The following is a 12,624-nucleotide window of genomic DNA, read 5'->3' on the forward strand; positions in this document are numbered from 1 at the left end:
CTTTTTTTTGTGGATAGAGAATTATTAAATATTTATTTGTATCATATATGTGATATATTATATTCAAAATAGGTGTGATAATTTTGATGTTTGTATGCTAAAATTTATTAATTTAGCATTAATTACTAAATTTTATAATTATGAAAAAATTTCTTATCACCTGCCTGCTCGCAATAGGAGTAGGCGCCATGGCTCAAACGTATTGTGTTCCGTCCTTTGCCAGTGGGTGTAGTGATGGTGACGCAATTGACGATTTTGTCATTTCATCTGCCGGTTTTACTCATTCAGGAACCGCTTGCTCCGCAACTTCTTATGAAGATTTTTCATCTACGCACACGATTACACTTCAGCCTACCATTAATTATAGTTTTAGTGTAACCCATGGGTTCAGTTCCCAACAGGTGAGGGTCTGGATCGATTTTGATAATAATTATGATTTTGATCCTGCCGCAGAATTGGTAGGCTCTGCCTCCAGCGGCTCTCTGAATACCAGTACTGGTGTCATTACCGTGCCTGCTACTGTGGCTCCCGGAAACTACCGTATGCGTGTGGCTACCCGGTATTCAACTGCTCCCATACCGTGTGAAACTGCCGGTTGGGGAGAAGCTCATGACTATACGGTAACCATTACCGCAGCTCCTTCCTGTCTGCCTCCTACGGGCGTTTCGGCTACTACTGTAGGTTCAGTAACCGCGGTGGTAGAATGGACTCCTTCTACATCTACACCGTCAGGCTATCAGGTGTATTACAGCACGGTAAATACGGCACCAACAGCTGCCACAACTCTGGATGCAACCAATTCAGTTTCCACTGCTGCTTCACCAGCAAATCTGTCTTCACTTACTCCGGCTACTACCTATTATTTCTGGGTGAGATCCGACTGTGGGACAGATCAGAGTGTCTGGGAGTCCGGTGGGTCATTCACAACCGCATGTGTACCTTTTGCAGCACCATTCACAGAGAATTTCTCCGGAACCGGAATACCAAATTGCTGGTCTACATTCAGTACAGATAATACCGGCTATGCACTATGGCTATTTACGGGTACACCAGATTATGGTACGAGCGGCAACGGAAGTGCTGCAGGTCAGTTTGCCTGGGTAGATGCATCTGTTCCTTACGATAATATTCATGATGTGACCCTTCAGTCGCCACAGATATCGCTCACCGGACTCGCTTCTCCGTTGCTGCAGTTCAGATGGTTTAAAAATCACCTTACCGGTGTGGGAGGAACGGTTCCTGCTTACGACCATAATGAACTGATTGTGCAGGTACGGGATGTGAATTCAGCGACATGGACCGAAATTTTTGCCTCAGATACCAATGGTGCCGGATGGCGTACCGAAATGGTTGCGCTGCCTGCTTCATTACTGAACGCTACTATTGAATTAAGATTTATAGTGGACAAAGATGTCAGCGGAAATGGCTATTTCTATGATAATGTGCTGCTGGATGATATTCAGGTGATCAATACTCCAACTTGTCTGGAACCTGGCGGATTTGCTTTGGGAACCATAGGTTCTACTACAGCTGATTTATCATGGACAGCACCGATGGCCGGAATGCCTATTGGATATACGCTGTATTACAGTACCAGCAGTACCCCGCCGAATGCTTCTACCGTGCTGGATAATACCAACTCTGTTACCGTGGCAGCTCCGGCACTTACGGCCACGATTCAGAATCTGACGCCGGTTACCACCTACTATGTCTGGGTAAGAACCAACTGTGGAAGTTCGGATGTGAGCACCTGGTCTCCGTCATTAACCTTTACCACCCAGTGTGCAGCTTACGTACCGGCTTATACTAATGATTTTGGTACCTTCCCTGGTGCGTGCTGGTCTCATGCTTCCGGAGGTTCTGCCTCAGCAGGTCCTGCAGGAACAGGTCAATACTGGTTTGCAGATGGCTTCCTGAACAGTGGTTCTACTGGCGCAGCAAAAATAAACCTCTACTCCACCGGCAGAACCGGATGGCTGATGTCGCCAGTATTTGATCTTACAGCGGGCGATTTTGATCTGACTTTTGATTATGGTCTTACCTTGTATGCCTCTACTACCGGCGGTAATTTGGGAAGTGATGACCTGGTACAAGTGTTGATGTCCACAGATAATGGAGCAACCTGGCAGGTGTTGCAGACCTGGGATACCAGTTCCTCAATTTCAAACACTGCAACCCAATACAGTTACACCATTACCGGAGGTACCGCCCAAACCCGTTTTGCCATCTACGCCACAGACGGATCGGTAGGTGATCCTGAAGATATTGAGTTCTTTGTAGACAACTTCAGCGTGCTTCCTGCTGCATTATCTGTGGTGGAAACACTTACCGATGCTAAAGAGGTAAAAGTATATCCGAATCCGTTTACTGATGTTGTTAATATTTCAGATATTAAGGATGTGAAAAGTGTGACCGTGATGGATATGTCCGGACGAATGGTGAAAGTAATCACCAGCCCTGCCAGACAGCTTCATTTGGGTGACCTGAAATCCGGAATGTATCTCCTGAAAATGGATTACAAGGACGGTTCCGTGAAAACGGCGAAAGTGATAAAAAAGTAATTCAATAATTTTACTGATGAGAGCGGCATTTGCCGCTCTTTTTTTATTTTTCGTTGTGAAAAAGTATTATCTTTAACTGTTTAAAAATTTATACCTATAATCTATGAGAAAAATTGATTTTTTTGTTAAGAACAAAGCGATGCAGTGGAGCAGGAGTCTGCTGGCAGCAGGAGCTTTTCTGGCCTGCGGAACCATGGATGCCCAGGTAAGCTTGTACAGTTTCACGCAGTCATCCGGAACTTTCACGGAAATATCCGGAGGCACCCAGTTGGGTGTTGCGGTAAGCAATGTTTCGGCCGGCAACCTGAACAGTAATGTATTTAATGCCACGTTGCCGTTCACGTTTTTTTTTGACGGACAGGGTTACACGTCCATCAATGTGTCATCCAATGGGTTCATTACTTTCGGTGCTACGGCTCCCGCTACAACCAATACAACGCCCATCAGTAATACTGCAGGGTACGATGGTGCAGTAGCAGCGTTTGGGGGTGATTTAAATTCATATTTTGATACGGTCAATGGAACCATGACCGGAGATATCCGTATGGAAACAGTGGGTACAACTCCCAACCGTGAAATTGTAATCCAATGGAAAAACTTCAGACCTTCCAACAGTACATCCACTACCAATATCTATTTAATGGACTTCCAGATCCGCCTTGCCGAAACAACTAATGCGGTCTCTGTACACTATGGAAGTGCAGGTTATCAGTTGGGTAGCACTACAATATCGGGAACAAGACAGGTGGGGCTTCGCGGAAGTTCAAATACGGATTATAACAACAGGCTGAGCACCACATCTACTAATTTTGACAGTTCAGCCGCAGGAACTGCCAATAATAGCTCGCAGGCTTATAATACCATGAATGCCACACCGGGAATGCCGCCATCCGGACTGGTCTATACCTGGAATCCGCCTACCTGTGTGGCTCCATCAGGATTTGCGGCAAATGTGACGTCTTATGACAGCGCCACGCTGAACTGGAATGCGTCTTCTACGCCGGTAGCAAACGGATATGATATCTATTACAGCACTACCAATACAGCTCCTTCGGCGCTTACCGCACCCACAGTTCCGGGAGTGGCGGGTCTTTCCCACAACCTGAATGGTGTGTTGACCCCAAGTACCACTTATTATGCATGGATCCGTTCCAATTGCACAGCTTCAGATCTCAGTTCGTGGTCTGCTTTGCCTGTAGTTTTCACTACCGACTGTCTGCCTCCTGCCATACTCACCACGGCGGTAACGCCTGCTCCGGCATGCGTGGGAGATACTGCTGATCTTACAGCCACCGCAGATGCAGGAACTGCCATTAACTGGTATACTGCTGCTACGGGTGGTACTCCTGTAGCTACGGGAGCTACTTTTACAACTCCTGCACTTACGGCAACCACATCTTACTGGGTGAGTGCTTCTACCGGACAAACCGCATCAGGGGGTAAGGCGCAGCCGGATGCAAACCCGTCTAATGGTGCAGGGACTACAAACTTCGGACTGGTATTTGACGTGCTGGCTCCGTTCACGCTGGAATCCGTGGTGATCTATCCGGTGAGTTCCAGCAGTAATTCCGGAACTGTGGTGATTGATGTAATTGATGGCAGCAGTAATATCATACATACGGCAACTATACCGGTGCAGGGAGCTCCTGCAGGGTCTGCCCAGCCTCATGTGGCAACACTGAATTTCCAGATGGTACCGGGAACCAATTATAAGATGAGACCCAGAAATATGAATGGAATCTCACAATTGTATTTTGATCCGTCTGCCAATGCTCCGAACGGAAATTACGGATACCCGTTTGTAGTGCCGGGATTACTTTCCATCAATACCAGTACGCTTGCCGCGGCGCCAGGCAATACGGCAAGAAACGATCTGTATTACTATTTCTACGACTGGCAGATTTCCACCAAATGTGAATCTGCACTGCAGGAAGTGGTGGTGACTGTGGATCCGAACTGCCAGATGAGCGTTGTAGATGTGGAAGGCAAGGATAAAACCGTGACCATTTCACCGAATCCTTTCACAGATGTGGTGAATGTTTCAGACATTAAGGATGTAAAGAGTGTGACGGTAATGGATATGGCCGGGAGAATCGTGAAAATCATTGACAATCCGACAAGACAGCTTCATTTAGGTGATCTGAAATCCGGAATGTATCTCCTGAAACTGACTTGCAAAGATGGTTCTGTGAAAACAGCCAAAGCGATCAGGAAGTAAAATAAATGCCTGATTTTATTTCTAAGGACTGCAATTGCAGTCCTTTTTTTGCATCAACAGAACCTGATAAACCGTTGAATTGAAGGGAAATGCAGTGTGGCGAATGCTGTGAATTTTCTTATGGACAATCGTGTTGTTTCTAAATGATCAATTAAAAACAGATGTGCGGTTTTGCTTCCTGCATTATGGGGAATCCGAAGATGGATCTACCGGCTCTCCGCAGCGTTTACAATAATGCGCGTCATCATCAATGTCCTCATTCTTGCACCGGCGGCATGTTTTCTCCAGATTTTGTCTTTTATTCCGCATTTCGGCGGTTACAATTCCGGTGGGAACGGCAATGATGGAGTAACCGGCGAGCATCAGGATGATGGCAAAGAATTTTCCCAGACCGGTGGTGGGCGCCACATCGCCATAACCTACAGTGGTTACCGTAACTACTGCCCAGTAAATACTCTGAGGAATACTCTCAAAACCCTCCCGGTGACCCTCTACCATGAACATCATAGAGCCCACCACTACAGAGAAAATCATCAGAAAAAGGAGGAATATATAGATTTTTCTTGAACTGTTTCTCAGAGCCCTTACAATGAGATAGCCATCGTTCATGAAGTCCAGCAGATTCAGAATCCTGAAAACTCTGAGCATTCTGAGCATGCGGATGATGAGGAAAAATTTGGTTACCGGGAAGAGCAGGCTGAGGAAAAAAGGCAGAATGGCGAGCAAATCAATAATTCCGAAGAAACTGAAAATATAATCTTTTTTATTGCGGATGGTGACAATCCGCATAATATATTCTGCTGTGAAAAACAGAGAAATAATCCATTCCAGTACCACAAAAATGGTGTGGTATTTCAGATCAAAAGAGGGCACGCTTTCCATCATGACAATGAAGGTGCTCAGGAAAATAAGAATCAGCAGGTTGATATCAAATATTTTTCCCAGCGGCGTATCTGCACGGTAAATGATGCGAAAGAGCTGGCGCTTCCACTTTTTTCGTTCCGGTATGAAATCGTGTTCCTTTTCCGGGGTGTACTCTGGCTCCATACTGTTGTTGTTAGAAATAATTCTTATTTTCGTTACAAACTTAAGGAAATGAAGTTAAAAGATGCTGTTTTTGTTTTGGAAAGTACTTTTTCCATGAAACTGGCCGAAGATTTTGATAATGTGGGACTTCTCTGCGGAAATCCTGATCGGAATCTTACCGGGATTCTGATTGCTCATGATGCACTGGAATCTGTTGTAGATGAGGCTGTTGCACAAAATCTAAACCTGATAATTTGTTTTCACCCCATTATTTTTTCCGGACTGAAATCCCTTACGGGAAAAAACTACGTGGAGCGGGCGGTACTGAAAGCCATCGAGAATAAAATAGCCATCTATGCCATACATACGGCGTTTGACAATGATTCACTGGGAGTCAATTTTGGCATCTGCGAAGCATTATGCCTGAAGAATCAAAAAATTCTGATGCCTAAACGGGAGATGCTGAATCAGCTTACAACCTATGTTCCCGCCGGGCATACCGCTCAGGTGAAAGAAGCACTTTTTGCTGCCGGAGCCGGAAGCATCGGGGATTATGATGAGTGCAGTTTTACCCTGCAGGGCAGCGGAACCTTCCGGCCGGTAGGAAATGCCCGGCCTTTTTCCGGTGAGCTGAATGTGCGGGAACAAGCAGAAGAGGATATGATTTCTGTAATTTTCGAATCGTTTAAACTCAATGCCATACTGGCGGCGCTGCGCAGCGCACATCCTTATGAAGAAGTGGCCTATCAGGTATATGCCCTGGAAAATGAAAACCAGCATGCCGGACTGGGCCGGTACGGTGATCTGGAAACGGAAATGGGTGAGGCGGAGTTTCTTCAAATGGTGAAACAAACTTTTAATCTGTCTGTCATCCGCCATTCTGCAACACGGGGCAAAAAAGTGCGCAGGGTAGGAGTGCTGGGCGGCAGCGGAGCCTCCGGAATCGCTGCGGCCAAAGCAGCGCAGTGCGATGCCTATCTCACAGGAGATGTGAAATACCACGACTTTTTTCAGGCGGAAGAAAAAATGCTGATTTGCGACATCGGGCATTATGAATCTGAACAGTTTGTGGTTCCGCAATTATTTGAGATACTCTCGGAAAAATTTCGTAAATTTGCAGTCTCAAAATCTGTTGAGAAAACCAATCCTGTAAACTATTTTTTATAAAAATATGGCAAAGAAGAACGTAGAAATTACTGTTGAAGATAAACTGAGAGCGCTGTACGATCTGCAAATTATTGATTCCAGATTAGACGAAATCCGCAATACCAGAGGTGAACTTCCGATAGAGGTGGAAGATCTTGAGATCGAAATTGAAGGTTTGGAGAAAAGAGCAGAGAAGTTTCAGAACGAAATCAAAGAGCAGAATGACGAGATCAATACCAAGAAAGAGGTAATGAATCATGCGGCTACGCTTATTGACAAGTACAAAACTCAGCAGGATAATGTTCGGAACAATAAAGAATTTGAAGCGCTGGGCAAGGAAATAGAGTTTCAGGAGCTCGAAATTCAGCTGGCGCATAAGCGGATCAATGAGTACGAGGCAAAAATCTCGCATAAAAAAGAAATGCTGGATGAACTGAACAGCAAAATTGACGAATTTAAGAACCACCTGAAGTTCAAAAAAGAAGAACTGGACAACCTGATAGCCGAAACGCAGAAGGAAGAAGAGTTTCTGATGGAAAAATCAAAAGAATTCTCCAAAAACATAGACCAAAGACTGCTGGCTTCTTACCAGAGAATCCGTTCCAACTCCACCACCGGTCTGGCTGTGGTAGGTCTGGAAAGAGGGGCGCCGGTAGGATCATTCTTCACAGTTCCGCCACAGAAGCAGATGGAAATTGCTCAGCGCAAGAAAATCATCATTGATGAGCATTCCGGAAAGATTTTGATAGACGATGAAATGGTACAGGAAGAAAACGAAAAGATGGCAGAAGTCATCAGATTCAAGGCTTAATCCCATCTCTGAAAATACATGAAACCACAGAATTTTCTGTGGTTTTTTTGTGGAGTGACGAGATCATGATTTGATTTAAGGTTGAGTTTTCAGAGTATTTCTCAATCGGAGGATGGCTCGTAGGGAATGGCATTGTGCTGAAAATTCACCCCTCCTGCGAAGGTTGCGTGAGGGATAGCAGCGGAAAGCCCACAGCGCAGCGAGGACTTGCAGCGAATAGCCCGACCCGAAGGGGCATGCCCAAATATAAATCTTGAAAGTAGCCCAGCAGCCTGTTTTTTGAGTTCAGTGCGTAAGAATAACGCCGCAAGGGGATGGATTTGCAGGTGAGGCGGTCGCAATGTGTTGATCTGTGATACAGACCGCCGGCATACCGACATTAAGTGTGATTCCTCTATGCTTGACAAGATGAATTTGACAAATCGAACAATCAGTACAGGCGGGTGTTTTCTGGTATGACGCCTTCTTTGCGCAAAATTTCCATCGTCTGGTGTTGCAACTGGTAAATTTCCGGATAGGCGGTGGCATCCGGGCTGATAACGGTGATTTTTTTATCGGGCACAATGGTTAAGGTGACAAATTTTCCGTGAATTACCATTCGGTGTTTATTTTGTTCGTTTCGCTCCAGCTGTTCTGTACTTGCCGTTTTCAGGAAGGAAATCAGGGCATCATAAGCGGGATAGCGGGATTTTGGTATTGTTGTTTCGTATGTAGAATAGCAGGAGTATTCTTCAATAAGTTGATGAAGTTCTTGAAACAGGACCTTCTCTTTTATGCTGTCTGTTGTTTTAAAATCAATTTTTTTGTACTACTGCCTCAGCAAGTCCAGTCTGCTCTGGTAGCCCGGTAAGCCGGATATACTGTCGCGCATGTGAAGTCTGATGAACAAATCCCGGTCTTGTTCGTCAATATTAATTGAATATTTCTTTCCTTCCAGTGAGCGGGTAGATTCAATGAGAATTTGTGCGGAGCAAAAGGCACAGGAAAACAACAGTGCAAAAGTGTATATGTTTTTCAAAATAATTGTATAATAGTAAGAAAAAATGTGGTATTCATGATTTTGCGTTGCCGGATCCTGAGTTTACAAAATTTTATATCGGACTGGTTCTTGGTTCGATTCCTTGAGGCCTCAATAATTTGGGTAGTTTAACTGTTACAGATATTAACTGCGATGGTTGTTATTCATCATCATTTTTACGTCTTTCTTTTTGATCTTCGTTTATTTTTTTGATGGTATCCATGGTCATCACAAACAGATTATCAGTGTTTATATTCCAAATGTTCATGTATTTCTGAGAGACAACATTGTGTTGTTTCCAGCCAGTAAATTTCCCATACAACATTAAGGTGCAAATATCTGTTGCAGTAATGAAATCTCCTGTTTCCGGGAGATGTGTATGTGCGGTCATTTCGGTGTTGTCTCCCTTGCGGAACTCAATAGGAATTATATTTTGATGAAGCTGTTTTATATTTTTCAGATTGTTTTTTTTATCAAATGTCAACAGATAATCATTACCAAAAATCACCACGCCACTTATGGAAGGACCTGTTAAAACATAAACTTTGTTTTCTTTTTTTTCAACCAAAGGAATCAGATTGAGTTTTGTGTTCGTATATGTTTTGAAAATGGTGTCGTTCTGAATGATTTTTAATGCTTTTTGTCTTAAGGTCAGAATTTCATTTTCAGTTTCTGTTAGGTTTCGTTCAGTTAAATTGATATTTGCTTTCTTTAAGTCAAAATCATCATTAAATTTTATAGTTCCTATAATTTTGGGACTTTCAGCTTTAGAGAAAAATACATTTATGTTTTCATTATTTTCAGAATAAGAAAAGTAACCACCGATATTTTCACGGTCAGCATATTTTTCTAAGAATAAATCGGTTCCGTGCCATGAGGCCATTTCAGATTTATACAGCTTTTTTCCTTCTTCAATGATCGGTTGTGTTAATTTATCGAGATTTTGTGAATTTGCATTGAAACTCACCAATATTAATAAAAAAATGTAAATGTTTTTCATAAGAATGTTATCGTTTTTATTCTTGTAACAGACTGAATTTTCTGGTTGATACATTCAAAAGTACACATAATTTTCAGTATTTGAAACATGAAAACTTTTAACGGAATATTTGTGAGTTCCTGAAACGTCATTGTGCCGGAAAATCCATTATTTTTTTGCTTCGCCTCTGAAATTAAAACTCTTCTGCATCGCTTCTGAAGCGCTGGGTTGTCATACTATTCGATAGGGATAATACTCTTGTTGCAGTACTTGTTATGGGTAATATTCAATCTCCCGAATCCATTTATAAGAGGGTATACCATTAATGATTTTAATAATTTCTGTTCAATTGTTTTTTTTGTCATACTTATACCTGAAATCGATCGAATAATGTCGGTAAGCATCTTTATAAGTGGATCTGATGATTTGGAAATCGTCGTAATGGTATTCATATTTTAAAGCGGAATCATCTTTGCTTTCACTGCAACAAAATTTTCTGATTCCGGTTCAAAATCTGCGTAGCCAAGACGATGCTCTTATTCAGCAGGTTTCATTATCAGATATTCGACGGTTTTGGTGGCCTCATTCATGCTGATGCCGTACTCAACAAGCAGTTTTTTATTTAAAGATTCCAGATCCCGGGTCAGCGAAATATTGAGTTTCTGATTTCCCCCGGACTGAGTTTCAAACGGGATTTTAAACTCCTCACTCAGATACTTTGCTGTGTCCTCCAGGGTCATTCCTTTTATGGTGATGCCCTCTGCAGAGCTGGTTACGGACGAGTCTTCGGTGCTGTTGGAATAGGCTGCAGAAAGTTTCTTTTCATCCACAACTTGAAGTATATATACCTGAGTCGTTTTGTTTGTGTGCTCCAGCCTTAGTGAAAATTCTTTGAGCAGGTGGCCGGTAATCAGAGAATCACTGTTCAGTGAGCTACTATTCACCGATTGATAGCGGAGGTTAATCTTCTGATTCCCTGTCTGGGTTTTGTCTACCATCTGGAACTCCGGTTGTCCGGTCAGGACACTTAGAGTGCTCTTCAGGCTGACGCCTTGTATGTGAATGGAGTCTGTACCATTGTACATCATGGATTCCCGGCTGTGGCTTACTTTTTCAATATGCAGGCGATACTGCTCATTTTCTATACTGAGAACAGGCTCGGAAGAGGTGAGAGACAGAATGGCTATTGTCATAAACAGGGCATTGTGCAGGGCGTGCATCAGGAATCCGGTAAAAAAATTATACCGCACCCTCAAATATCCCATCAGCAGGCCCAGTATGAATTGGGGCAGAACAAGAAACGGCAAAATAAAAACCAGGGTGGTTTCGGAATCGTAATTCACAAAGTGTATGACTGCAAATATGCCGGCAGAAAGATAAAAAATTACCGGATATTTCCGGAGCCACCACCGGCGGACTTTCCCCTCAGTTCTTGAATTTTGTCCGTTTACAGCCATGGCCACTGCCCGCAGCGGATAATTGCGCTTGTATTTCAGCGGAAACCGGAAAATCAGTTCTTCTATAAACGGGATCAGGAGCACGGCGAGCATAAGCACTACTGGTATAGGAAACAGTTCCACCAGCGTCTGAACCTGATGTTTTTCAATTTGGACCCAACCCAGATTACTGAAGAGATTGATGAGTGCGGACAACGCAAACATGACCGGGATTTCAGCAAGCAGAAGAATGAGCAGCCTCCTGACTTTTCGTGCGGGCGTCTGTATAATGTCCTGCTGTTGCTCCGGTGATTTTAAGAATTGAACTAAATCCCTGAAAGTATCGGTAATTTCCCGCATTGTGCTGAAGTTTTTCAAATATACACAATTGAAGCGGAATCGCAACCTGAAGTCGGGTCATGAAAACTGATTTCCGGCGGAAGTCGGATCAGTTCGAAACAAATTTCAATCCTACAATGGAGGCAATGAGGGTGGTGATGAAGAATATACGCCAGAACGTGGCCGGTTCTTTGAACACGAAAATCCCCACCAGAACACTGCCTACCGCACCGATTCCCGTCCATACCGCATAAGCAGTTCCGATGGGCAGCGTCTGAGTGGCTTTAATGAGCAGCGCCATGCTGATGGTGAGTGCAATGAGAAATCCACCGTACCACAGATACATTTCGGTGCCGTTTGTTTCTTTGGCCTTGCCCAAGCATGAGGCAAATGCTACTTCAAATAATCCGCCGATAATTAAAAGAATCCAGTTCATGAATGATATATTTTTTGCAAAAATCGGAAAAGGGATTCAGAACCGGCTTTACAAATGTTAAAAAAATCAATTGCGGCCGGCGCGTATTCTGCTCAGGCTTACCTGGGTGATGCCCAGGTAGGAGGCAATATGCCGCAGTGATACCCGGCGGATGAGGTCCGGATTGTGTTCCAGTAACTCCCGGTAGCGTTCCGTAGCATTGCGGAACTGCCTGGAAATAAGTCTTTCTTCGGTTTTAATGAGCTCCTGCTCGGCAAATTTCCGGCCCCAGTTGGCCAGGTGAATTTCTCTGCGGTAAAGCCTTTGCAGATCCGGAGTGCTCAGTTTGTATAATTCACAATCCTCCAGCAATTCGATGTCTTCATAGCCTTTTTCTCCGGCAACATAACTTCTCATGGAGATAATGGCATCTCCTTCGCGGCCAAACCAGAAGGTGATTTCGGCGGCGTCTGCTGTTGCAAATGCGCGCACAATGCCTTTTTTAATAAAGTAAATGTCCGTTTCTGTCTTATCCGCACGAAGCAGGAGGTGACCTTTGGGCAGTTTTACCTCTTCTATGAGCTGCAGCAGTTCAATCCGCACTTCGGCAGGAACCGGGTAAACCGAGTCTATAATCTGATCAATCGTCACGTTGTGGTATTTCTCTTTCAAAGA

General features: G+C 43.9%; 11 protein-coding genes. 4 read left to right on the top strand and 7 right to left on the bottom strand.

The genetic code is table 11. The features are described 5' to 3' along the window. The first annotated feature begins 140 nt into the window (after positions 1-140). A complete protein-coding gene (locus LKO26_RS10995) occupies positions 141-2,561 on the top strand; it encodes a GEVED domain-containing protein (RefSeq protein ID WP_227587914.1) in 2,421 nt (806 codons plus the stop codon). A 103-nt stretch (positions 2,562-2,664) separates the two neighbouring features. Next, a complete protein-coding gene (locus tag LKO26_RS11000; protein ID WP_227587915.1) occupies positions 2,665-4,779 on the top strand; it encodes a T9SS type A sorting domain-containing protein in 2,115 nt (704 codons plus the stop codon). 183 nt (positions 4,780-4,962) lie between these two features. Here LKO26_RS11000 and LKO26_RS11005 read toward each other — a convergent pair whose 3' ends face one another. Beyond that, the gene (locus LKO26_RS11005) at positions 4,963-5,826 is read right to left on the bottom strand and encodes an ion transporter (RefSeq protein WP_227587916.1); all 864 of its coding nucleotides are present in this window, start codon (positions 5,824-5,826) and stop codon (positions 4,963-4,965) included. A gap of 48 nt (positions 5,827-5,874) precedes the next feature. Between LKO26_RS11005 and LKO26_RS11010 the strand changes: the two genes are divergently transcribed. Both LKO26_RS11010 and LKO26_RS11015 read left to right on the top strand, forming a co-directional pair. Beyond that, a complete protein-coding gene (locus tag LKO26_RS11010) occupies positions 5,875-6,972 on the top strand; it encodes a Nif3-like dinuclear metal center hexameric protein (protein WP_227587917.1) in 1,098 nt (365 codons plus the stop codon). Positions 6,973-6,976: 4 nt separating this feature from the next. Further along, the gene (locus tag LKO26_RS11015) at positions 6,977-7,762 is read left to right on the top strand and encodes a zinc ribbon domain-containing protein (RefSeq protein ID WP_227587918.1); all 786 of its coding nucleotides are present in this window, start codon (positions 6,977-6,979) and stop codon (positions 7,760-7,762) included. 430 nt (positions 7,763-8,192) lie between these two features. On the opposite strand, the gene LKO26_RS11020 is transcribed toward LKO26_RS11015, so the two are convergent. The 6 genes from LKO26_RS11020 to LKO26_RS11045 form a co-directional block, all read right to left on the bottom strand. Beyond that, positions 8,193-8,360 carry a hypothetical protein gene (locus LKO26_RS11020; RefSeq protein WP_227587919.1) on the bottom strand — a complete coding sequence of 56 codons (168 nt, stop codon included), beginning with the start codon at positions 8,358-8,360 and terminating at the stop codon, positions 8,193-8,195. A 210-nt stretch (positions 8,361-8,570) separates the two neighbouring features. After that, entirely contained in the window at positions 8,571-8,780 is a 210-nt protein-coding gene (locus LKO26_RS11025; RefSeq protein WP_227587920.1) for a hypothetical protein, read from the bottom strand. A 160-nt stretch (positions 8,781-8,940) separates the two neighbouring features. Then, positions 8,941-9,780, bottom strand: a complete 840-nt coding sequence (locus LKO26_RS11030; RefSeq protein ID WP_227587921.1) for a hypothetical protein — start codon at positions 9,778-9,780, stop codon at positions 8,941-8,943. 515 nt (positions 9,781-10,295) lie between these two features. Next, the gene (locus LKO26_RS11035) at positions 10,296-11,555 is read right to left on the bottom strand and encodes a CPBP family intramembrane glutamic endopeptidase (protein ID WP_227587922.1); all 1,260 of its coding nucleotides are present in this window, start codon (positions 11,553-11,555) and stop codon (positions 10,296-10,298) included. A gap of 88 nt (positions 11,556-11,643) precedes the next feature. Continuing rightward, positions 11,644-11,970, bottom strand: a complete 327-nt coding sequence (locus LKO26_RS11040) for a DMT family transporter (RefSeq protein WP_227587923.1) — start codon at positions 11,968-11,970, stop codon at positions 11,644-11,646. A 66-nt stretch (positions 11,971-12,036) separates the two neighbouring features. Then, positions 12,037-12,600, bottom strand: coding sequence for a Crp/Fnr family transcriptional regulator (locus tag LKO26_RS11045; RefSeq protein ID WP_227587924.1), 564 nt, complete (start codon positions 12,598-12,600; stop codon positions 12,037-12,039). Positions 12,601-12,624: the final 24 nt, after the last annotated feature.

Origin of the sequence: Chryseobacterium sp. MFBS3-17, assembly GCF_020687745.1 — a bacterium.
In the GTDB taxonomy this organism is placed as follows: Bacteria; Bacteroidota; Bacteroidia; order Flavobacteriales; family Weeksellaceae; genus Marnyiella.

What these genes read in the sequence shown, in the direction of transcription:
- LKO26_RS10995 (WP_227587914.1), top strand. Translation starts at nt 141, where the DNA reads ATGAAAAAATTTCTTATCACCTGCCTGCTCGCAATAGGAGTAGGCGCC.
- LKO26_RS11030 (WP_227587921.1), bottom strand. Translation starts at nt 9,780, where the DNA reads ATGAAAAACATTTACATTTTTTTATTAATATTGGTGAGTTTCAATGCA.
- LKO26_RS11010 (WP_227587917.1), top strand. Translation starts at nt 5,875, where the DNA reads ATGAAGTTAAAAGATGCTGTTTTTGTTTTGGAAAGTACTTTTTCCATG.
- LKO26_RS11000 (WP_227587915.1), top strand. Translation starts at nt 2,665, where the DNA reads ATGAGAAAAATTGATTTTTTTGTTAAGAACAAAGCGATGCAGTGGAGC.
- LKO26_RS11040 (WP_227587923.1), bottom strand. Translation starts at nt 11,970, where the DNA reads ATGAACTGGATTCTTTTAATTATCGGCGGATTATTTGAAGTAGCATTT.
- LKO26_RS11035 (WP_227587922.1), bottom strand. Translation starts at nt 11,555, where the DNA reads ATGCGGGAAATTACCGATACTTTCAGGGATTTAGTTCAATTCTTAAAA.
- LKO26_RS11020 (WP_227587919.1), bottom strand. Translation starts at nt 8,360, where the DNA reads ATGGTAATTCACGGAAAATTTGTCACCTTAACCATTGTGCCCGATAAA.
- LKO26_RS11015 (WP_227587918.1), top strand. Translation starts at nt 6,977, where the DNA reads ATGGCAAAGAAGAACGTAGAAATTACTGTTGAAGATAAACTGAGAGCG.
- LKO26_RS11005 (WP_227587916.1), bottom strand. Translation starts at nt 5,826, where the DNA reads ATGGAGCCAGAGTACACCCCGGAAAAGGAACACGATTTCATACCGGAA.